The following is a 21,193-nucleotide window of genomic DNA, read 5'->3' on the forward strand; positions in this document are numbered from 1 at the left end:
TTTTAGGGTGATCCACGCGTTACCCGCTTAGAAAAAACACGTCATCACGATCACTTAAATACAAGATATTTAGTGAATCTTTGCCACATTTCTCATCATTTTATTCTTTTTGGTTGAAAACTAACCATGCGTTTCCTCTCCTGATTTGATCTTGTGCACATTCCTATATACTGGCGCGCGCACTGGGGACCCCCCGTGCCAGTGAGTAAAGCCGTCATGGCCGTGATACTGCATACGACTTGAAAGGATCAGCTGTTTTGAAATTCGAACGATTCAAGAACTGGACCCTGAAAGGGGACCTGTTTGGGGGCGTCACCACGGCGGTTATTTCTTTGCCCCTCTCGCTGGCGTTCGGGGTAGCGTCTGGTGCAGGCGCGGAAGCCGGGATGTGGGGCGCCATTTTGGTGGGGCTTTTTGCCGCGTTATTTGGTGGCTCTTCAACCCTTATCTCAGAGCCGACCGGTCCGATGACAGTGATCATGACCGCGGTACTTACCACCATGGTGTCACGTTACCCCGAAGGGGGCATGGCGATGGGCTTTACCGTGGTCATGATGGCCGGCTTATTCCAAGTGATCTTGGGGACCTTGAAGCTTGGAAAGTACGTTACTTTAATGCCATATAGCGTGATATCTGGGTTTATGTCCGGTATTGGCGTTATCTTGATCATTTTGCAGCTGCCGCCTTTGTTGGGACACGTGCCCCCTGAAGGAGGCGTGCTGGGCACACTGAGGACGTTGCCTGAGCTGATTGCACACACTCAGCGCAGTGAGCTTTTATTGGGGCTGCTTACGCTTGGGATCCTCTTTTCTTTCCCACAAAAATATCGCCGTTATATGCCGGTACAACTCGTTGCCTTGGTGGTGGTGACTTTGCTGTCAATGTGGTGGTTTGATCTCGAGGCGATTCGCCGAATTGGTGTGATCCCAACTGGCTTGCCAACCTTGATGCTGCCACACATCGACAGTGAGGTACTGACCACCATGGTGGTGGATGCGTTAGTGTTGGGGACCTTGGGCTGTATTGATACTTTGCTCTCTGCGGTAATCGCTGACTCGTTGACGCGCGAAGAGCACGACTCGGATAAAGAGTTGCGTGGTCAGGGGCTGGCCAATATGGTGGCGGGATTATTTGGCGCTTTGCCGGGAGCGGGTGGCACCATGGGCACGGTTGTTAATGTGCAAGTAGGCGGACGTTCACCGTTTGCGGCCATTGTGCGCGCCCTTATTCTAGCGGCGGTAATCTTGGTCGCAGGCTTTTTGACCGAGCCCATCCCGATGGCAGTGCTGGCAGGTATCGCCATCTATGTGGGCTTCAATATCCTTGACCGCACCTTTATCCAGCGTGCCCACAAAGTCAGCTTGCATCAAACCGTGATCATGTATGGAGTGATGATACTGACGGTGTTGGTGGACTTAATTGTGGCAGTGGGCGTGGGTGTATTCATTGCCAATATTATTGCCATTGAGCACTTAAGCCGTGAGCAAGAAAAGCAGGTAAAAGCCATCAGTGATGCGGATGAAGATGACGTCCCCCTGAGCGAGATGGAAAGGGCTTTATTGGACAGCGCCAACGGAAAAGTGTTGTTTTTCTATCTCTCAGGCCCAATGATATTCAGTGTCTCTAAAGCGATTGCACGTCAGCACAGTAAAATCGAGGAATTTGATGTCATGATCTTAGACCTCAGTGACGTGCCCATGATTGATATGACCGTTGGCCTCGCGCTTGAAAATGCGATCAAAGATGCGGTTGACGCCAGTTGCCAAGTTTTTCTGCTCTGCCCCCACCAAAAAACACGGGATCAGCTTGAGCGCTTGCATGTTAAAAATTGGCTCACCGACGATCACACCTTTGATAGCCGTTATGATGCACTCCGTGCCGCGCACCGAGTGACCGAGGTCATGCCTTAAAAGAACGGGAGCTTATGAAAGCCATCGACATCAAAGACCTGGTCAAAACCTATGGGACCAGTGTTAAGGCGCTAAAAGGGGTATCGCTCTCTGTCGAGGAGGGCGATTTTTATGCGCTATTGGGGCCAAATGGGGCGGGTAAATCCACCACCATTGGCATTTTGAGCTCACTGGTGAATAAAACCCAGGGGCAGGTGAGTATTTTTGGCTACGATCTCGATACCCAAAAGGTGGAAGCCAAAAAACAAATCGGGCTGGTGCCACAAGAGTTTAACTTTAACCAGTTTGAGAAAGTGGAGCAGATCGTGGTGAACCAAGCGGGTTACTATGGTGTGCCCCGCGACCAAGCCAAATTACGCGCGAAAAAATACCTCTCGCAGCTCGATTTATGGGACAAGCGCCATGAGCCTGCCCGTAATTTGTCGGGAGGCATGAAGCGTCGCTTAATGATCGCCCGTGCGTTGATGCATGAGCCTCGTCTGTTGATCTTGGACGAGCCAACCGCTGGTGTCGACATTGAGCTACGTCGTTCAATGTGGGACTTTCTCACCGAGATTAACCGGCAAGGGATCACCATTATTCTCACCACTCATTACCTTGAAGAAGCCGAAACCTTGTGTCGCAACATCGGCATCATCAATCGAGGAGAGCTGGTAGAAGATACCTCCATGAAAGCCTTGCTGGCGAAGCTGGATGCAGAGACGTTTATCCTAGATTTACAACCCGGGCATAAGCTGAGCACCTTAAACGGTGTTAACTGGCAGAAAACCGATACTAATACCCTAGAAGTTGAAGTGAATAAGTCAGTCGGGTTGACCCCTGTCTTTGATCAGTTGTCGCAACAAGGCGTGCAGGTGCTGTCGATGCGCAATAAGGCAAATCGCCTTGAGGAGCTATTTGTCACCTTAATTCAGCAAAATGGGGAGGAGCGTGCATGAATGCTTTGTATTGGGTGGCCTTTCGAACCTTGATTCATAAAGAAGTGGCGCGCTTTACCCGTATTTGGGTGCAAACCTTGGTTCCGCCAGCGATTACCATGAGCCTCTATTTTATCATTTTCGGTAATCTGATTGGCTCGCGGATTGGCCAGATGGAAGGCTTCTCCTACATGGAGTATATCGTGCCGGGGCTTATCATGATGTCGGTGATCACCAACTCTTACTCCAACGTGGCCTCTTCGTTTTTTAGTGCCAAATTTCAGCATAATATTGAAGAGCTTTTGGTAGCACCGATCCCTAACTACGTGATCATTGCCGGTTATATCGGTGGCGGGATGTGTCGTGGGTTAGCGGTGGGGGCGTTGGTGACCATGACCTCCCTGTTTTTCGTCGACTTGCAGATAGCGCATCCGTTGATTGTGATTACCACCGTAGTGTTGACCTCGGCGGTGTTTGCCCTGGGTGGACTGATTAATGCTATCTTCGCCAAAACCTTTGACGATATTAGTCTTATCCCTACCTTTATCTTGACGCCATTAACTTACCTCGGTGGGGTATTCTATTCGCTCTCCCTGCTGCCTGAGTTTTGGCAGGGGGTATCTAAGCTCAATCCCATTGTGTACATGGTAAACGCGTTTCGATACGGCTTTCTTGGCGTGTCAGATGTCGGCATCATGACATCGTTTGGGGTGCTGATGCTGTTCATCATCGGGCTGTATGCCTTGGCGTGGGGTTTGATTTCCAAAGGAACAGGCTTGCGTAGTTAACGACCTAACAGTACCAATAATCCGAGTTGATATCGGATAAAAAGCCCCGGCCATGATGGCCGGGGCTTTTTATTGCGAGCTTGAACGATGACGCCTGATGGTGTGCTGACGCTTAGTCAAATAGACCTTTCAGCCACCCGACCGGATCTGACTGACCACAGCGCTTGGCAAACTGCCCATCAATATCCCAAACCGGCAGCGATATTTCACCACGACAATTTAGTTGGTATTGACTGCCTTGCTGAGTCACGGCGACTGTGGTGACGTTAGCCGGCCATGATAACGTCAGCGCACTGGCGCCTCGGCGACTGAGGTAATCATCATAGACACGCAATGCCCCCGACGCACCGGTAAGCCCGGTTGATTGGTTATCGTCGCGGCCAAGCCACACCGTGGTCACTTCTTTATCATCGATACCGACAAACCAACTATCACGGTTATCATCTGTGGTACCGGTTTTCCCCGCGAGTGCCACATTGCCATGGCGACGCGTCAAGTAGCGTCCCGTCCCCTGCTGAACCACCTGTTTCATCGCGTACAACGTCAGCCAGCCCGCTTGCTGAGGCACAACACGCTCCGCTTTTGGCCAGTTTTGATAGAGGCTTTGCCCCTCTTTGGTGGTGACCGCGCGTAAGGCGGTTAAAGGGGCACGTTGCCCTCCGCTGCCGAGGGTTTGATAGACCTGAGTGACATCGAACGGGCTCATGCTAAATGCGCCGAGGAGCAATGACGGTACTTCGGGGATACTATCGGTATTGGCGCCCAGTTTGCCGAAGGTATTGATCACTTCATCTAACCCCAGCTGCATGCCAAGATTCACCGTCGGCACGTTGTAGGACTTGGCAAGGGCGGTGAGTAAGGAAACACGGCCACGATATTGACGATCGTAGTTACGCGGTTGCCAGCTACTGCCTTGGCTGCCCTCGAGGCGAATAGGTTTATCATCAATCTTGCTGGTCAGCTGGAAGCGTTCGGGCTGGCTCAATGCAGTCAGATACACCGCCGGCTTTGAGAGCGAGCCGATGGGGCGTTTGGCGTTTAATGCGCGATTAAAACCTGCAAAGCCTGGGCGCGCGCCGCCGACCATGGCACGGACTTCACCGCTGCGGCGGTCGGCAATCACTGCTGCCGCTTCAAGCTTGTTACCTGCTCGGCTTTTAAGTGCTTTGACCTTATCGACTACTGCGCCTTCAATCGCTTGCTGTGAGACAGGGTCGAGCGTGGTAAATATACGTAGCCCTTCGCCTGCGGCGTATTTATCGCCGACATTCTGGCGGATCTCCTCTTTGAGTTGATCAAAGTAGGCGGGCTGAGGACGCGAGAGCGTCGGGGCGGCTTGAATATCGAGCGGGCGACTGGCGGCGGCATCATAATTGGCGCTGGTGAGCAGATTTTGCTCGAGCATCAAGCGCAACACCAGATCGCGTCGTGTTTTCGCGCGCTCAGGGTGGCGGAAGGGGTTGTAATAGGACGGCCCTTTTACCATGCCAACCAGCAATGCGAGTTGATCGACCCGTAGCTCACTAATAGGACGGCCAAAATACAAACGTGCCCCTAAGGGAAAGCCGTGCACGGGCTCACCACGGTTTTGGCCGAGGTAAACTTCGTTAAGGTAGGCTTCAAGGATTTTATCTTTGCTATAGCGAAAATCCAGGATCAGTGCCATGTAGGCTTCTTGTACCTTACGCCACAAGGTGCGATCACGCGTGAGAAACAAGTTCTTAGCCAACTGTTGGGTAAGCGTCGAGCCACCTTGTACGGTGCGCCCTGCGCGAATATTGGCAACCAAGGCGCGCAAAATACCGGTAGGAGAAACACCTTCGTGATGATAGAAGTCTCTGTCTTCCGTGGTAATTAAGGCTTCAACTAAAAACTCAGGAAAACGCTCTCGTGGCAAGAATAAGCGTTGCTCACGAATACCGGACTCCATCATACCCAGTAGCTTGGGCTCGATACGCAGTAATCCTAGCGGCTGCTGGCTGCTTACCTCGGTGATTTTACCCACTTGCCCGTCAGCAAAGCTTAGCATGGCATGACGCGCTGGCGCGGGGCCATCTTCAAAATCAAATGGGCGACGAATGATCTCAAGCCGTGTGCTTGACGCCGAGTATTCGCCAGGGCGTTTTGGGGTGCGTACCTTCTGATAATTAAGCGCATCCAGTTGCTGGCGTAACTGTGAGAGGGAAAAGTCACTGCCAGGAGACAGATTGATCACTCGGCCATAAACGACCCCAGGAAGCTGCCAAATCTGGCCGCTGAATTTGTCTTGGATTTTTCCATCCAGGTAAATACCTAAAATAACCACGGCGGCAATACCGACGAGGCTGCACTTTAGCCCCAAGCCTAACAGGCGTTTTCCCCAACTTGGCTTAGTCGGCGCCTTCTTGGGCTGGCGCTTGGGTGATGAACGTTTTTTGTTGCTCGCGCGTGAACGTGTTTTTTTCTCTGCCATACAATAGCTTAACTCTGATTAAAATGGCGCTTGGTTTTTCGGGTTGGCACATGGTTGGCCGGATCATCAGGCCAAAGGTGCTTAGGGTAGCGCCCTTTCATTTCTTTTTGCACCTCTTTGTAACTGCCTTGCCAAAACCCCGCCAGATCTTGGGTGATTTGTAGCGGACGTCCAGCGGGGGAGAGTAGCTCCACTTGCACCGCCACCTTGCCGTTAGCCAGGGTGAGTGTCTGAGCCTGTCCGTACATCTCCTGCATTTTGACCGCTAAAACGGGCGCACTTTCTGGCGTATAGCGCAGTGGATAACGCGAGCCGGTTGGGACGGTAATATGTGTGGGCAGCGCCGCGTTCAATTGTTGGGTGACAGCAAAGCCGAACCAAGCTTCCAGCACAGGCTTGAGATCCAACTGCTGCAGGGCTTGCCAACGTGACATGCCATGGATAAAAGGCGCCAGCCAGGTATCGAGGGATGCCAATAAGTCGTCGTCACTCAGTGGCGGTAGCATGATATCCAGTCCCCAGGCTTGCGCGCAGCGGGCGCGGGTGAGCAAGGACTGGCTGCCGCTTTGCCAATTCAATGCATTAATGCCTTTTTGGCGCACGGCGTCTAATAATCCTTGCGCCTGCTGCTCAGCACTGAGTGTATTAAGTGGCTCACGGCAAAGTACTAATTCGCCGAGGCGTTGCTGTTTTTCTGCTTTTAGCATGCCGCGGTGGTCATCCCATTCCACAACCTCATGTTGACGTAATAAGTCGGGGCGCATCTGTTGTAGCGTGTCCAGTGATAGCGCGATGGCACTGAAGGCGCGGCTGTCGTGTTGAGCACCGGCCATCACATCACAAACCACGATTGCCTCGGTGCGACTGAGTGCGTCTTGACTATCGAGCGTCACACCGTGACCATTGGCCATCATAAAGCGCCCCGCTTTTCCCCGTCTCAATGCGATTCTATCTGGCCAAATGTTCGCTGCCAGCAGTGGCAATATGGCTTCATCGAGTGGGCGTTGTAACGTTATCCCAAGTGCCCGTGCTAGTGACTGGGCGCGGTCTTGATAGTCTTTGTGAGACATGACCGCCTGTAATTGGTCAACCAGCGCCAGTGATACGCCTGATGTCATCGGTTTGTCGGCCCAAGCGGCAAGCCAACACGCCGTGGATAACACCGAAGCCTGCGACCTTTCAATACGGGCTAGCATCGCGGCAGCGCGGGGAGTGGCAGCTAACTGACTTGCCCGTTGCCCCAAGGCCGTTAACGCGTGGCGCGTATCAATCAGCCCCAATTGTGTCAGTCGCAGACACGCGGCTTGCCAGTGTTGGGTAGGGGGCGTGTCAAGCCAATGTAAATCCTTCACATCACAGCCCCATTGGATCACATTAAGCGCAAGATCGGTTAAATCTTCCCGCAAAATCGGGGCAGCGGGAGCGGCAGGTAAGCGTTGAAACTGCTCTTCGCTATATAGGCGCAGGCACTGTCCTTCCTCAAGGCGGCCGGCGCGGCCTGCTCGTTGAATGGCGGCACTGCGCGTGATCTGCCGTGTTACTAGCTTATCGATACCCGTTTGAGCTTGATGGATAACCATCCTCTCAAGTCCCGCATCGATCACTAACCGGATCCCTTCGATGGTTAAACTGGTTTCAGCAATGTTGGTTGTGAGCACTAACTTACGCCTTCCAGGAGAGGGAGGTGCGATCGCAGCGTGTTGTGCTGAGACGTCAAGGCTGCCGTGGAGACGATGCAAATCCATGTCATCAGGCAGGCGTCCTTCTAGGGCGGCATAAACCTGTTTTATCGTGCTCACACCGGGGAGAAAGAGTAGCGCTGATCCCGCGTGTTGAGCGATAAAATCGAGGCTTGCGCTGGCCACCGCATGCGCCCATTGTGAATGCCGTGAAATCGGATGGTAATGATAATGAATCGGAAAACTACGTCCTTCGGTGGTGAGGGGTAAGGCATCGGGTAAATGCTGACGCAGGGCGTGGTTATCTAATGTCGCGGACATGATCACCAGGCGTAGGTCATCTCGCAAGCCAGCTTGGCAGTCTAGGCTCAAGGCGAGCGCGAGATCGGCATGCAGACTGCGTTCGTGAAACTCATCGAACATGATCACACTCACGCCATCAAGCATGGGATCCGTTTGTAGCAAACGTGTCAGCACCCCCTCAGTGACCACCTCTACACGCGTTTTAGCACTGACTTTTGTCTCCCCACGCATGCGTAAACCTATGGTTTGGCCAATAGGTTCACCCAGGTGATGGGCGAGGAAGTGGGCAATATTGCGAGCGGCGAGCCGACGGGGTTCCAGTAGCACGACTTTTCCCTGCAGTGATGCTTGCTCAAGTAACGCAAGGGGTAAGCGCGTCGACTTACCGGCTCCTGGTGGTGCGGATAAGAGGATCTGCGGATGGGTCGTGAGCCCGTCTATCAGGTCAGGTATCACGGCATCAATGGGAAGCTGCGACAAGAGTTTACCCTTTGTGTCAGAATCAAAGTGACTATTTTAACGGACTGAGCGTAAAAGGAGAGCCCATGCGACTATTTTTCGCATTAGGTTTGGACGAGAAAGCCAATCAGGCCGCTCGGGATCGCCTCGTGCGTTACAACCATCACCTTTTTGGAGTGGGGCGCGCGGTGCCCGATCAGAACTTACATCTCACCTTGGCGTTTTTGGGGGAGGTCCCTGATACCAAGCTCCCCGCGCTCCAAGCTGCGGCAAGTAACCTGGATCTGCCTGCGTTTTCTCTCACTACCTCTGGTGTTGAAATATGGGAACAGCCGAAGATTGCGTGTGTAACGTTCAACCAACCACCGTCGGCATTGTTTGAGCTGGCCAATCATTTACAAACCTTATCCGTTTGGCCCGCTAAAGCGGACAGTCATGCGTTTACCCCGCATATTACCTTGCGTCGTGGTGTCAAAGATGACAATGCACTGGACTTACCGACGCTTCCTGCCCAGACATTTGCCTGTCAACAATTTGGGTTATATGCTTCGCCCTCCTCCGCGTCGGATGAATCGATACCCAGAGATAATGAGGGGCGGGCGTTATACCAATGCCTACATCAATTCAGCCTTTGTTAATCATCAGCAGGAACGGCAGATGCAATTTTCCCCACCGCTAGCGTCGGCAACTTTAGTACGCCGCTATAAACGTTTTTTAACCGATGTCACGCTGGCTAATGGCGAGTCGCTGACCATGCATTGTGCCAATACAGGGGCGATGACCGGTTGTGCGACGCCAGGAGATACCGTTTGGTATTCCACCTCCGATAATACCAAGCGTAAATACCCGCATAGTTGGGAGCTCAATTATACCCAGCAGGGACACTGGATTTGTGTTAACACGGCGCGCGCCAACACCTTGGCGGTTGAAGCGGTGCAGGCGAATCGTATCCCTGAACTAGTGGGGTATCGACAATTACAGACGGAAGTACGCTATGGCAGTGAAAACAGCCGCATAGACCTACTATTACGTGACGATGACAAACCTGACTGCTATATAGAAGTAAAGAGTGTCACATTATTGGGAGAAGACGGCTGGGGTGCGTTTCCGGACGCCGTCTCGACACGTGGGCAAAAGCACCTGCGTGAGCTGATGGCGATGGCAGAGCAAGGACATCGTGCGGTTTTATTATTCGTTGTTTTGCACTCAGGGATTGAAAAAGTCACAGGCGCCCCCCATATCGACCCGGATTATAACCAGTTATTAAATCAGGCGCTGGCGTCAGGGGTAGAAGTGCTCTGCTATCAGGCTCAGATGTCGCCGAGTGAGCTAAATCTGGTTAATTCCGTACCTTTTGTTAGTCATAACGCAAAAGTGTAAGCATGTTCACATTGGGCGTTGCGCGGCGTAAATCAAAGATTGCCACCCTAAAGGCTTTCTGCTATAGATAGCGCCCTCATTTGACAGACACGGGTCATGTCAAGGTTTTTTAGGAGAAGCTGAATGCCAGAAAGCAAAGAAAAGAAATCGCTGGGCATCCTGGCCATTGCCGGATTAGAGCCATACCAGGAGAAACCTGGAGAGGAGTATATGGGAGAGGCTCAGCTTGAGCATTTCCGTAAAATCCTCAATGCGTGGCGTAATCAGCTCAGGGAAGAAGTCGACCGCACCATGAATCATATGAAAGATGAGGCGGCTAATTTCCCCGATCCTGTCGATCGTGCAGCACAGGAAGAGGAATTCAACCTAGAGCTGCGTAATCGCGATCGCGAGCGCAAGCTGATTAAGAAGATCGATAAGACATTGCAGCGTATCGAAGATGATGACTTCGGCTTTTGCGACTCGTGTGGTATCGAAATTGGGGTGCGCCGCTTAGAAGCTCGCCCAACAGCAGAGTTGTGTATTGACTGTAAAACACTGGCTGAGCTAAAAGAAAAGCAAATGGCTGGCTAACGCTTGCCCGTTATATTTGCACTCATCGATCTCTAGCCGTGGTTAGCAGAGAGAAAATCAGACAGATAAAAGGGAGCTTCGGCTCCCTTTTTGTATTTTTGGGTGCTTGTGTTAGCGCAAGATCCCCGTACAATTTGCGCTATTCACACTCGCTGCAGGCGTTGCACCTACTGTATATGCGCTTATCATGACTTCTCAGACCGCTTATATTGGCCGTTTTGCCCCTTCCCCGTCGGGCCCGCTGCACTTTGGCTCATTGGTGGCGGCACTTGGCTCGTATTTAGATGCGCGTGCACACCATGGGCAGTGGCTGGTACGGATTGAAGATATCGATCCGCCTCGGGAGCAACCGGGAGCAGCCAATGACATTTTGCGCACGCTGGAGGCGTTTGGTTTTGAGTGGGACGGAGAGGTGCGTTATCAAAGCCAGCACCTTTCTGATTATCAAGCACAAATAGAGGCTTGGCTTGCATCGGGACAAGCGTATTATTGCACCTGTACGCGTCGGCAAATCAAAGAGGCGGGCGGCGTCTACCCAGGGTGGTGCCGCGATAAAGACAAAGGCCCTGACGGGGCCGCGGTGAGGCTAAAAAGCCCCATGGAGGTGTTAGCCTTCAATGACCGATTGCACGGCACGCTCCACCTGGATGCGCACCTGGCCAACGAAGACTTTATTATTAAGCGGCGTGATGGCTTATATGCATACAATCTGGCGGTGGTATTGGATGATATCGACCAAGGCGTGACCGATATTGTGCGTGGGGCGGATTTGATTATGCCGACAGGGCGCCATATTGCGTTGTACCAACAACTCGGCCAACCCGCGCCGCGTTATTTACATCTTCCTCTGGCTGTCAATGCAGAGGGACACAAGCTTTCTAAGCAAAACCGGGCTCCTGCCATTGATAACCAAGCGCCGCTTCCTGCTTTACGCGCAGCGATGACGTTTCTTGGTTTGCATGCAGTGGCCGACACTGAGGTGGCTACGCCCACCCAATTATTAGACCTGGCGGTTAAGCGTTGGTCGTTGGCACAGATACCGAGAAAAACGGAAGTGACGACAGCATTCTAAAATGGCCCACCCTGATATATTATATGCCGCTGTTTCATGGCCCGAACAATTAAATACGAGGTGAGCTATCTTTAATCGAGTGACCAGCTTTTGCCGTAAGGTTCTGAATCGTGATAGTAAAACACGCGCAATTGAGGATCTTAAGTTGGAAGTTATCCCCCGCAAAGCACATGGCATTTCGCGAAAAGGTATCAGCGAAAATGCGCTGAAAGTGCTTTATCGCCTGCACAAAGCGGGCTTTGAAGCGTACCTCGTTGGTGGCGGTGTGCGAGACCTTTTGTTGGGGCGTGAACCCAAAGACTTTGATATTGCGACAGACGCAACGCCGGATGAAGTCAAAAAGCTGTTTCGTAACTGTCGACTCATAGGCCGACGCTTTCGTCTCGCCCATATCTTATTTGGGCGCGATGTGATTGAGGTCGCCACGTTCCGAGGCCACCACGGCAAAGGCGAAAAAGATAAGCAAACTGCTCGCTCAGAAGATGGGATGCTATTGCGTGACAATGTATATGGCACCATCGATGAAGACGCGCAGCGCCGTGATTTTACGGTGAACGGGCTGTATTACAATATCGCCGACTTTTCTATTCGGGATTACGCTGGTGGTCTTGATGATCTCAACAACCGCGTCATCCGCCTGATCGGTGATCCTGAAACGCGCTACCGTGAAGATCCAGTACGGATGCTACGCGCAGTGCGCTTTGCGGTTAAGCTCGATATGACGATTAACAACGCGACAGCAGCGCCCATTGTCGAGCTTGCACCGTTATTGCAAGATATCCCAGCCGCTCGAATGTTTGAAGAAAGCTTGAAGTTGTTGCAGTCCGGTCAAGGGTTCGCGACGTATCAAATGTTGCGCGAGTCCAATTTATTTCAGCAACTCTTCCCAGCGGTGTCAGCGCACTTTACCGAGACACAAACCAGTCAAACAGAGCAAATGCTAGAGCAGGTATTACGCTCAACCGATAAGCGGGTGGCCAACGAACAGCGCATTAATCCGGCTTTCTTATTTGCCGCCATGCTTTGGTATCCCTTGGTGACACGGGCGGAAGAAATGGCATTCGAGAGTGGTTTGAGCTACTACGATGCCTTCATGGTGGCCGCCAGTGATATTGTGGATGAGCAAGTGAAGACCATCGCCATTCCACGGCGCTTCACCGCCATGATACGTGAAGTATGGCAATTGCAAATGCGTATGACTCGTCGCACTGGTGCGCGTGCGTTTAAAACGCTGGACGAGAAAAAATTCCGTGCGGCATTTGATTTGCTTGAGATGCGCGGTGCGGTCGAAGGTGAAGAGACCGAAGCGCTGTGTGCGTGGTGGCGAGACTTTCAGCGTGCGGATCAAAGTGGCCGCCAAAAAATGGTGCGTGCGATCAATAAAGTTCATAATACGCGTAAACCCAAGTCTCGCCGGCGTAAGGGGCCGCCACGTCGGCGTAAACCGCAGTCAAATTCAGACGCATGAATCGGGTATATATCGCCATTGGCAGCAACCTCGGTGAGCCTGTCGAAAAAGCTAAGCAGGCGATTGCTGCGTTAAAGACACTGCCGCAGAGTCGCTTTGTGGCAGCATCAGCCCTTTATACCAGCAAACCCATGGGGCCGACTGATCAGCCCGATTATGTTAATGCCGTCGCGGCGCTGGACACTCAGCTTGACCCTCTGACACTATTAGACGCAACACAAGCCATTGAGCTTGATTATGGCAGGGAACGCAAAGCAGAGCGTTGGGGACCGAGAACCTTGGACCTTGATATTCTACTCTATGGCAATCGCGTCATCGACGAGCCGCGACTGACGGTGCCACATTATGGCATGAAAGTGCGTGAGTTCGTGCTTTATCCACTTGCCGACATCGCCCCCGACTTGTGCTTGCCAGATGGCAGCACTCTCGCCGCGTGCCTGACGCGCGTTGATCGCAATGGTTTAACCCGTATCAGCGAGCACGCTTAATCGGTGGGCCCCAGTTTCAGGCTTTGGGAGACACAATGAAAAAAATCACAATTACCGATCTGATCACTTGGAAGCAGCAAGGGCAGAAATTTGCGTCCTTGACTGCCTATGATGCGAGCTTTGCTCAATTATTTGAGCAGCAGGATGTACCTGTTTTATTAGTTGGCGATTCGTTAGGCATGGTGTTGCAAGGCAAAAGCGATACCTTGTCAGTATCGGTTGACGAGCTGGCGTATCACACCCGTTGTGTCCGAGCGGGGAGTCCAAATAGTTTATTGATGGCCGATATGCCATTTATGAGCTGTGCCACCCCTGAGCAAGCCTGTGCCAATGCCGCGGAGTTGATCAAAGCGGGCGCTAATATGGTCAAAATCGAGGGCGGGTCATGGCTGGTTGATGCGGTGAAAATGCTGACTGAGCGCGCCGTGCCGGTTTGTGCGCATTTGGGCCTCACCCCGCAATCGGTGAATATCTTTGGTGGCTTTAAAGTACAAGGCCGTGAGGAAGAGAAAGCCGAGCAAATGGTGGCCGATGCGGTCGCGCTAGAGAAGGCCGGTGCACAGATTATCTTACTTGAATGCGTTCCCGCCTCACTGGCTAAACGTATTACCGATACGGTGTCTGTGCCGGTGATTGGCATTGGTGCCGGCGGTGACACTGATGGTCAAATTTTGGTCATGCATGATATGCTCGGTGTATCGGCAAACTACATGCCTAAGTTCTCGAAAAACTACTTGGCAGAGACCGGTGATGCGCGCGCTGCGGTGGCTAAGTATGTGCAAGAAGTGGCGAGTGGCGAATTTCCCGGTTCCGCCCACACGTTTAAATAGAGAGACCGAGTATGCAGGTAATTTCTGAGGTGGCGCCACTGCGCGACCAAGTTGGTCAGTGGCAAAAAGCAGCTAAGCGCATCGCCTTTGTGCCGACCATGGGGAATCTCCATCAGGGGCACTTAACCTTGGTGCGTAAAGCCCGCGAGCAAGGCGATGTGGTGGTGGTGAGTATTTTTGTCAATCCGATGCAATTTGATCGCGCGGACGATTTAGCCAACTACCCGCGTACCTTGGACGATGATCTGGCCAAGTTGCGTGAAGAGGGCGTAGACCTGGTGTTTACACCCACGGCCGATACGCTATATCCACATGGGCTGGATGCACACACCACGGTCGAGGTGCCAAGGCTCTCTACCATGTTAGAAGGCGCCTCCCGCCCCGGCCATTTTCGTGGTGTCGCCACCGTGGTGAGCAAACTCTTTAATTTGGTGCAGCCCACGGTGGCCTGTTTTGGCGAAAAAGACTTTCAGCAATTGGCGGTGATCCGCAAATTGGTGGCAGATATGGCCATGCCGATTGAGGTTATTGGTGTACCTACCGTGCGTGAAAGCGATGGTTTGGCAATGAGCTCTCGTAATAACAACCTAACCGTCGATGAGCGTCAACGTGCGCCAGTACTGGCAAAAACCATGCGCTGGATGAGTGCACAAATGCGTAATGGGCGTCGTGATCTTGATGATCTAATTGAAGATGCCCATGATCAACTGCGTGCAGCGGGATTACAACCTGACGAATTCTATATTCGTGATGCTACTTCTCTTGCGCACGTGACTGAAGACAGCCGGCAAGCCGTCATTTTGGTCGCTGCCTACCTTGGCAATACACGCCTTATTGATAACCTGATGGTGGAGTTGCATCGAGCCGTCGAGAAAGCGGACAAAGCTGATCCCAGTGGCGACTAATGCGTCGTCGCTTAGCCGTCTGCGTCCATAAAGTAGGCAATTCGGGTGCGCGGCTTCAGGTACTCTTTCACCGCGTCTGGCAATTTAGAGATAGGCACAGCCGTGTCTATCTCTAGCTCACTCTCGCGCATGTCAATGATGGTGGCTTGATCGGAAGGAATATCCGGATCATAAATCATCACATTGGGTTTAAGCAGTGCAGAGCTGTTTACCGAAATAATAATGCCGACATCGTCATTCGACAGCTTCACCACCGTCCCCGGCGGATACACGCCCATCATCTTGACAAATAATGCCAGCAGACGTGGGTTGAATTTGGCTTTATTGTCTTTAAAAAGATGGGATAAGGCAGCAAAAGGCATCCGTGCTGGCGCGCCAAACTGAGGGCGACATAAGCGGTCAAAAAAGTTCACCATACTGACAATTTGTGCCGCTTCGTCGATGTCATCGCCTAATAAGCCTTTGGGGAAACCACTGCCGTTAGCAAACTCGTGGTGTTGGGCAATGATGGTTTCTACCTCAGGGGTACACTCGTTCATTTCTGATACCAGCTCCGTCCCATAATTAACATGTTGACGGTAGTAATTCATCTCCGGCTCCGTCAGTCGCTCCTTTTTTCGCACGATGGCCGACGGCACCTTCTTTGTCCCGATATCATGCAACACCGCGCCGGTGATCAGCGAGCGAAGCTGGTCATTGTCGTACCCGTTGCTGCGTGCCAACATTAACGCGAGAACGGCCACATTCAGTGAGTGTGCATACATGTCTTCTGCTAGGCTCGGATCGTCCATCAGATGCAGGGTGACATTCGACTCGCTACCAAAGACCATCATACTATCGACGAGCATGCGGACATCCTCATTCGCTGCCTGAGGGCGGTTTGCGGCTTTCATATTGATGGCGCGCAATTGAGCCATTGAGCGCTGATAGTGTTTTTGCACTTTTTGGATGCGGATTCGAAAGCGGCGTTGCTCCTCTATCCGTTGCTGTTTCTCCTGCTCCATCGCCTCTTTTTCGCGGCTGACCGCATTCGGGTCGACTTCATCTGGGTTCTCTTTTTTTTCTGCCAGTGCAGGTAAGGGAGCCGCCGTACTCTTATCAGGGTAGTAGTAGACAAAGCTTATCGGGAGTGATCGTATTACCTTCGCTTGTCCCTCACTTTCTATTTGAAAACGATTAAGCATAAACGGATGATCGCGCCACTTTAGCGGGAGTTTTATGTAAAGACCGGCTTGAAGTCGCTCTGTTGAAAGTTTGATGCTATTGGCTGACATGCGTTAATGACACTCGATCCATGAGGTAAAAGACAAGAATGAAACCCCGACAGATTACCATAAATAGGCGCTACTGAGTAAAAAGCCTAATCGCTATAGCACTGAACGGAAGCCCACTTAAAGCGTAGCAAAAAGTGTTAGAGGGCGGAATATGTTCGCTGTCGCGGCAAGTTGCCGCACCATGTTTGTAGAGGTGCGGCCTGCAAGGTGCGGCCTGCAAGGTCACCGACACGGTGTCGGCATAAAAAAATCCCCACTCGTGTGAGCAGGGATTTTCGTAAACATGGTGCCCGGAGGCGGAATCGAGCGCGGCCTGCAAGGTCACCGACACGGTGTCGGCATAAAAAAATCCCCACTCGTGTGAGCAGGGATTTTCGTAAACATGGTGCCCGGAGGCGGAATCGAGCGCGGCCTGCAAGGTCACCGACACGGTGTCGGCATAAAAAATCCCCACTCGTGTGAGCAGGGATTTTCGTAAACATGGTGCCCGGAGGCGGAATCGAGCGCGGCCTGCAAGGTCACCGACACGGTGTCGGCATAAAAAAATCCCCACTCGTGTGAGCAGGGATTTTCGTAAACATGGTGCCCGGAGGCGGAATCGAGCGCGGCCTGCAAGGTCACCGACACGGTGTCGGCATAAAAAAATCCCCACTCGTGTGAGCAGGGATTTTCGTAAACATGGTGCCCGGAGGCGGAATCGAGCGCGGCCTGCAAGGTCACCGACACGGTGTCGGCATAAAAAAATCCCCACTCGTGTGAGCAGGGATTTTCGTAAACATGGTGCCCGGAGGCGGAATCGAGCGCGGCCTGCAAGGTCACCGACACGGTGTCGGCATAAAAAAATCCCCACTTGTGTGAGCAGGGATTTTCGTAAACATGGTGCCCGGAGGCGGAATCGAGCGCGGCCTGCAAGGTCACCGACACGGTGTCGGCATAAAAAAATCCCCACTCGTGTGAGCAGGGATTTTCGTAAACATGGTGCCCGGAGGCGGAATCGAACCACCGACACGGGGATTTTCAATCCCCTGCTCTACCGACTGAGCTATCCGGGCCAAGGCGACCTATTAAATAGCATTAACCGGCTCGTGTCAAAGTATATTTAACTGCTTCATTACATTGAAATAAGTATTATTCCCACGTTTTTAAATTGCTTGTTTTTGTGATCTTACTCATTCTTTTGAATGAATAGAAAGGAATGCAAAGATGTTGATTTACTTATATTTGGTAAATAGTTGTTTTGTTATCCCTTTGTTTTTCTAGTGATATTTTTACCCTTGCTGGTTTCATAGATCATCCATCTATCGATAATCCATCCTGAAAAGTAAGGACTAATACAAGTCGTTCCATTGAATGTTGCTACACTTATTCAACAAGCAAATGAGATGCCTTGTTTTGACAACAGCTTAGGGCGATTCAGTCATGGTAATAGAACTCGGAGAGTCTCTCGATATCTCCCAGGTACAGCAAATAAAGGCGGATTGGGAGGCGAAAAAGACTGACAATCCGTCATGCGTGATAGATGCCAGCCAATTGGGCAGGGTCGATGGTGCAGGGCTTCAATTATTACTGGGGCTGGTACTTTCGTGTGATGACATCCAGTGGCAAAACGTTCCAGATTGCCTACACATGTCGGCGCAACATGCCGGAATGACGACTTTATTAAAGCTAAATACTTGATACACGGAGTGGGAGTAAAAGGATGGCAAATATACTAGCAGCGGATGATTCGGTATCTATTCGGCAAATGGTGAGCCACACGTTAAAAGAGGCGGGTTATCAGGTTGAAACAGCGAATGATGGTGCAGATGCACTGCGAAAAGCAAAGTCTAAAAAGTTTGATCTCATCATTTCCGACGTCAACATGCCGGTGATGGATGGTTTTGAGTTTGTTAAACAAGTACGAGGCGTACAGCAGTACAAATTTACCCCGATATTGATGCTCACTACCGAAGCGTCCGCTGAGAAAAAATCAGCGGGTAAAGCAGCGGGCGCGACAGGATGGATTGTTAAACCATTCAACCCAGATACCTTACTGAAAACACTAAAGCGCGTGCTGTAAGGCGCATCAACGGAGGGTGATATGGCCATGGATATGGACCAGTTGCGACGCATCTTTTATGAGGAATGTCGTGAGAACCTCGAAGTGCTGGAAAGAGAGCTCTTAGCGCTTGATCCGGGTGCGACAGATCTTGAATCCATTAATACCATTTTCCGTGCTGCGCACTCGATTAAGGGTGGTGCTGCCACCTTTAATCTTGACGATATTAGTCACTTCACTCATGTGATGGAAACCTTGCTTGACGAGGCTCGAGAGGGAAAGCGACAGCTCGACAGCCACACGATAGATGTATTATTGCGTGGCGGTGATTGTATCCTCGCGATGCTTGAAGCTTACGAAAATGAGGCTGAGTACGACAAAAGCGAGCGAGATGCCGTTACTGCTGCACTTAACGCAATTATGGATAGCGATAGTGCGGCGTCAACAGCCTCTGAGCTAACAGAAGCAGATACAGAAGATCTCGGACAGCAAGCGTCGGCGGCAACGGGACATGAAGAATGGTCGATTACCTTTGTTCCGCACCCAGACATGCTATTTTCTGGCAATGATCCTGTACGTATATTGCGTGAACTCCATGCACTCCCCGGGGGCGCAGAGGTAACGTGCGATCAGACGTACCTGCCAAGCTTTGAACAGTTAGACCCGGAGCAGCTGTACTTGCGTTGGCACATCCGCGTTGATGGTCATGTCCCAGAAGAAGAAATCACCGCGATTTTTGAGTGGGTGGAAGATGAATGCGATCTCACTATTCGCCCCATCGGCGCTGAAGGTGAGAGCGATGCGGATACTGAACCGGTTGAGGTAGAGCAACAAGCCGTATCATCACAACCGCAAGACAAATCCTCCCCTCGCTCATCGTCACCTGATCCCAAGCCGGCTACGAAAAAAGCCAGTAAGCCACCAGCGAAAAGCGATACCAGTGTTTCCTCCATTCGCGTTGAAATCGACAAAGTCGATAACTTAATCAACTTAGTGGGGGAGTTGGTTATTACCCAGTCGATGTTGGCAGAATTGAGCAGTGATTTTTCTCCCGAGCGTTTGGAGCAACTGCAATCTGGACTTGAGCAACTGATGCTCAATACTAAAGAGTTGCAAGAAAGCGTACTCGATATTCGCATGTTACCCATCAGCTTTGCCTTCAACCGCTTCCCCCGTTTGATTCGAGATTTGTCGTCGCAACTGGGGAAACGGGTGGAGCTGGTGATTGAGGGGGAGAGCACCGAGCTAGATAAAACCGTGCTCGAGCGGATTGCCGATCCGCTGGTTCATTTGGTGCGCAACGCGGTGGATCATGGCTTAGAGACCCCAGAAGTCCGTGCGGGAAAAGGCAAGCCTGAGACAGGGACTGTGCATCTGAATGCCTACCACCAGGGCGGATCGATTGTGATTGAAGTCAGTGATGATGGCGCTGGATTACACAAAGAAAGGATCTGGCGTAAAGCACTGGATAAGGGGCTGATTTCAGACGACCTCCCGCTCAGTGAGCTGACCGATACACATGTTTTTAACCTCTTGTTTGCCCCAGGTTTTTCAACGGCAGAGCAAGTGTCTGATGTCTCTGGGCGTGGCGTAGGGATGGATGTGGTGCGCCGCAACATTGAACAGCTCGGCGGCAACATTGATGTGCACTCTGCACCAGAGCAAGGCAGCACTTTCAAAATTAGCTTGCCGTTAACCCTGGCTATCTTAGACGGTCAACTGGTCAAAGTAGAGGGGCAAGTATATGTCGTACCACTGATTTCTATTATTGAGTCCCTACAAATTGATAGCCGCCAGATAAAGACCGCATCAGGTGTGCAGTTGTATCGGTTACGTGAAGAAAACATTCCTATCTTGCGCTTAAAAGAAGAGTTTGGGTTGGGCAGCAGTGGCGACGATCTCGACAAACAATTGCTATGCCTGGTGGAAGCGGGAGATAAAAAAGTGGGCTTGTTGCTTGATGAGTTATTGGGCCAGCAACAGGTGGTTATTAAAAGCTTGGAGTCAAATTATGCCCGCGTGCCTGGTATTTCAGGCGCGACCATTCTGGGGGATGGCTCTGTCTCACTCATTTTAGATATCCAAGGCTTAATCACGCAGTTTTTAGCACGTGTCAGCGATGCCAGCGGTCATATCGCCGCGGCATAAGGAGAGGCGATGCAGACGGTAATGGAATCAGACAATGTGCTCGATATTGATGACCGAGTAGAGCAACTGCAAGGCAGTGACTATCTGAGTTTCGAACTGGATGGCGAACTGTATGGCGTTGATATCCAAACGGTAGAGGAGATTCGGGTATGGGAGTCACCGACACTGATCCCGCGTTCGCCCACTTTTATATTGGGCGTGATCAACCTACGCGGAATGATAGTGCCCGTGATGGATTTACGTATTCGCTTTCAGGCCAAACAGGTCGATTATCACCGAGAAACCGTGGTGCTGATTTTGCGCGCCAGTGAGGTAGCCAATAACAAGGTGATGGGCGTAGTGGTCGATGCCGTTTCCGATGTGGTTGACCAAGGGGAGGGACAGATTATGCCCCCCATCGGTGACTCTCAAGTGATTGCCTACGTCAGTGGCCTGCTCAATGTCGGCGATCGGGTGATGTCGTTGGTGAATGTGGATGAGTTGTTGCGTATCGAGCGATGGATATAGGT

The 21,193-nt window shown here is 51.7% G+C and carries 19 protein-coding genes and 1 tRNA gene; 15 read left to right on the forward strand and 5 right to left on the reverse strand.

The window, feature by feature from the left end; translation table 11 throughout:
* The first annotated feature begins 257 nt into the window (after positions 1-257).
* Genes N8M53_RS02155 through N8M53_RS02165 form a run of 3 tightly spaced genes read left to right on the forward strand, consistent with a single transcriptional unit; the run spans position 258 to position 3,615 of the window.
* On the forward strand, positions 258-1,910 hold the full coding sequence (locus N8M53_RS02155; protein ID WP_269579312.1) for a SulP family inorganic anion transporter: 1,653 nt from the start codon (positions 258-260) through the stop codon (positions 1,908-1,910).
* 14 nt (positions 1,911-1,924) lie between these two features.
* On the forward strand, positions 1,925-2,848 hold the full coding sequence (locus N8M53_RS02160; protein ID WP_269579313.1) for an ABC transporter ATP-binding protein: 924 nt from the start codon (positions 1,925-1,927) through the stop codon (positions 2,846-2,848).
* The gene (locus tag N8M53_RS02165; protein WP_069363391.1) at positions 2,845-3,615 is read left to right on the forward strand and encodes an ABC transporter permease; all 771 of its coding nucleotides are present in this window, start codon (positions 2,845-2,847) and stop codon (positions 3,613-3,615) included. Before N8M53_RS02160 ends, N8M53_RS02165 begins: the two co-directional genes overlap by 4 nt.
* Positions 3,616-3,727: 112 nt before the next feature.
* Here the strand turns inward: N8M53_RS02165 and mrcB are convergent, their stop codons facing one another.
* Both mrcB and hrpB read right to left on the reverse strand, forming a co-directional pair.
* Entirely contained in the window at positions 3,728-6,067 is a 2,340-nt protein-coding gene (mrcB, locus tag N8M53_RS02170) for a penicillin-binding protein 1B (protein ID WP_269579314.1), read from the reverse strand.
* A gap of 8 nt (positions 6,068-6,075) precedes the next feature.
* Complete coding sequence (hrpB, locus tag N8M53_RS02175; RefSeq protein ID WP_269579315.1) at positions 6,076-8,529, reverse strand: ATP-dependent helicase HrpB; 2,454 nt, start codon at positions 8,527-8,529, stop codon at positions 6,076-6,078.
* Positions 8,530-8,594: 65 nt separating this feature from the next.
* On the opposite strand from hrpB, the gene thpR reads away from it, so the two are divergent.
* The 8 genes from thpR to panC all read left to right on the forward strand — a co-directional run bounded on the left by thpR (position 8,595) and on the right by panC (position 15,224).
* A complete protein-coding gene (gene thpR, locus N8M53_RS02180) occupies positions 8,595-9,146 on the forward strand; it encodes an RNA 2',3'-cyclic phosphodiesterase (protein WP_269579316.1) in 552 nt (183 codons plus the stop codon).
* A gap of 19 nt (positions 9,147-9,165) precedes the next feature.
* Positions 9,166-9,888, forward strand: a complete 723-nt coding sequence (gene sfsA / locus N8M53_RS02185; RefSeq protein ID WP_269579317.1) for a DNA/RNA nuclease SfsA — start codon at positions 9,166-9,168, stop codon at positions 9,886-9,888.
* A 123-nt stretch (positions 9,889-10,011) separates the two neighbouring features.
* Positions 10,012-10,461 carry an RNA polymerase-binding protein DksA gene (gene dksA / locus N8M53_RS02190; protein ID WP_046074011.1) on the forward strand — a complete coding sequence of 150 codons (450 nt, stop codon included), beginning with the start codon at positions 10,012-10,014 and terminating at the stop codon, positions 10,459-10,461.
* A 187-nt stretch (positions 10,462-10,648) separates the two neighbouring features.
* On the forward strand, positions 10,649-11,533 hold the full coding sequence (gluQRS, locus tag N8M53_RS02195; protein WP_269579318.1) for a tRNA glutamyl-Q(34) synthetase GluQRS: 885 nt from the start codon (positions 10,649-10,651) through the stop codon (positions 11,531-11,533).
* A 103-nt stretch (positions 11,534-11,636) separates the two neighbouring features.
* A complete protein-coding gene (gene pcnB / locus N8M53_RS02200; protein ID WP_269579963.1) occupies positions 11,637-13,001 on the forward strand; it encodes a polynucleotide adenylyltransferase PcnB in 1,365 nt (454 codons plus the stop codon).
* On the forward strand, positions 12,998-13,489 hold the full coding sequence (gene folK, locus N8M53_RS02205; protein ID WP_269579319.1) for a 2-amino-4-hydroxy-6-hydroxymethyldihydropteridine diphosphokinase: 492 nt from the start codon (positions 12,998-13,000) through the stop codon (positions 13,487-13,489). Before pcnB ends, folK begins: the two co-directional genes overlap by 4 nt.
* A 35-nt stretch (positions 13,490-13,524) precedes the next feature.
* Positions 13,525-14,319 (forward strand): 3-methyl-2-oxobutanoate hydroxymethyltransferase, encoded by a 795-nt coding sequence (gene panB, locus N8M53_RS02210; protein WP_269579320.1) that lies wholly within the window; start codon positions 13,525-13,527, stop codon positions 14,317-14,319.
* Positions 14,320-14,330: 11 nt separating this feature from the next.
* Positions 14,331-15,224: a pantoate--beta-alanine ligase gene (gene panC, locus N8M53_RS02215; protein ID WP_269579321.1), complete on the forward strand. Its 894-nt coding sequence runs from the start codon at positions 14,331-14,333 to the stop codon at positions 15,222-15,224.
* 11 nt (positions 15,225-15,235) lie between these two features.
* Here panC and N8M53_RS02220 read toward each other — a convergent pair whose 3' ends face one another.
* The 3 genes from N8M53_RS02220 to N8M53_RS02230 form a co-directional block, all read right to left on the reverse strand.
* On the reverse strand, positions 15,236-16,498 hold the full coding sequence (locus tag N8M53_RS02220; protein WP_269579322.1) for an HD-GYP domain-containing protein: 1,263 nt from the start codon (positions 16,496-16,498) through the stop codon (positions 15,236-15,238).
* 420 nt (positions 16,499-16,918) lie between these two features.
* The gene (locus N8M53_RS02225) at positions 16,919-17,422 is read right to left on the reverse strand and encodes a hypothetical protein (protein WP_269579323.1); all 504 of its coding nucleotides are present in this window, start codon (positions 17,420-17,422) and stop codon (positions 16,919-16,921) included.
* A gap of 52 nt (positions 17,423-17,474) precedes the next feature.
* A tRNA-Phe gene (locus N8M53_RS02230) sits at positions 17,475-17,550 on the reverse strand.
* A gap of 367 nt (positions 17,551-17,917) precedes the next feature.
* Between N8M53_RS02230 and N8M53_RS02235 the strand changes: the two genes are divergently transcribed.
* The 4 genes from N8M53_RS02235 to N8M53_RS02250 are packed head-to-tail and all read left to right on the forward strand — an operon-like array spanning position 17,918 to position 21,191.
* Positions 17,918-18,175: an STAS domain-containing protein gene (locus N8M53_RS02235; protein ID WP_269579324.1), complete on the forward strand. Its 258-nt coding sequence runs from the start codon at positions 17,918-17,920 to the stop codon at positions 18,173-18,175.
* Positions 18,176-18,197: 22 nt separating this feature from the next.
* Positions 18,198-18,557: a response regulator gene (locus tag N8M53_RS02240; RefSeq protein ID WP_046074018.1), complete on the forward strand. Its 360-nt coding sequence runs from the start codon at positions 18,198-18,200 to the stop codon at positions 18,555-18,557.
* Positions 18,558-18,578: 21 nt separating this feature from the next.
* Positions 18,579-20,684, forward strand: coding sequence for a chemotaxis protein CheA (locus tag N8M53_RS02245; protein WP_269579325.1), 2,106 nt, complete (start codon positions 18,579-18,581; stop codon positions 20,682-20,684).
* Between the two features lie 9 nt (positions 20,685-20,693).
* Complete coding sequence (locus tag N8M53_RS02250; RefSeq protein WP_269579326.1) at positions 20,694-21,191, forward strand: chemotaxis protein CheW; 498 nt, start codon at positions 20,694-20,696, stop codon at positions 21,189-21,191.
* Positions 21,192-21,193 lie beyond the last annotated feature (2 nt).

Origin of the sequence: Salinivibrio kushneri (assembly GCF_027286325.1) — a bacterium.
In the GTDB taxonomy this organism is placed as follows: Bacteria; Pseudomonadota; Gammaproteobacteria; order Enterobacterales; family Vibrionaceae; genus Salinivibrio; species Salinivibrio kushneri_A.

Bases quoted from the DNA above. Each gene is read 5' to 3' on its own strand.
- panC (WP_269579321.1), top strand. From the start codon at position 14,331: ATGCAGGTAATTTCTGAGGTGGCGCCACTGCGCGACCAAGTTGGTCAG.
- N8M53_RS02240 (WP_046074018.1), top strand. From the start codon at position 18,198: ATGGCAAATATACTAGCAGCGGATGATTCGGTATCTATTCGGCAAATG.
- N8M53_RS02250 (WP_269579326.1), top strand. From the start codon at position 20,694: ATGCAGACGGTAATGGAATCAGACAATGTGCTCGATATTGATGACCGA.
- N8M53_RS02220 (WP_269579322.1), bottom strand. From the start codon at position 16,498: ATGTCAGCCAATAGCATCAAACTTTCAACAGAGCGACTTCAAGCCGGT.
- N8M53_RS02165 (WP_069363391.1), top strand. From the start codon at position 2,845: ATGAATGCTTTGTATTGGGTGGCCTTTCGAACCTTGATTCATAAAGAA.
- folK (WP_269579319.1), top strand. From the start codon at position 12,998: ATGAATCGGGTATATATCGCCATTGGCAGCAACCTCGGTGAGCCTGTC.
- N8M53_RS02245 (WP_269579325.1), top strand. From the start codon at position 18,579: ATGGCCATGGATATGGACCAGTTGCGACGCATCTTTTATGAGGAATGT.
- thpR (WP_269579316.1), top strand. From the start codon at position 8,595: ATGCGACTATTTTTCGCATTAGGTTTGGACGAGAAAGCCAATCAGGCC.
- N8M53_RS02235 (WP_269579324.1), top strand. From the start codon at position 17,918: ATGGTAATAGAACTCGGAGAGTCTCTCGATATCTCCCAGGTACAGCAA.
- sfsA (WP_269579317.1), top strand. From the start codon at position 9,166: ATGCAATTTTCCCCACCGCTAGCGTCGGCAACTTTAGTACGCCGCTAT.
- panB (WP_269579320.1), top strand. From the start codon at position 13,525: ATGAAAAAAATCACAATTACCGATCTGATCACTTGGAAGCAGCAAGGG.
- gluQRS (WP_269579318.1), top strand. From the start codon at position 10,649: ATGACTTCTCAGACCGCTTATATTGGCCGTTTTGCCCCTTCCCCGTCG.
- dksA (WP_046074011.1), top strand. From the start codon at position 10,012: ATGCCAGAAAGCAAAGAAAAGAAATCGCTGGGCATCCTGGCCATTGCC.
- mrcB (WP_269579314.1), bottom strand. From the start codon at position 6,067: ATGGCAGAGAAAAAAACACGTTCACGCGCGAGCAACAAAAAACGTTCA.
- N8M53_RS02160 (WP_269579313.1), top strand. From the start codon at position 1,925: ATGAAAGCCATCGACATCAAAGACCTGGTCAAAACCTATGGGACCAGT.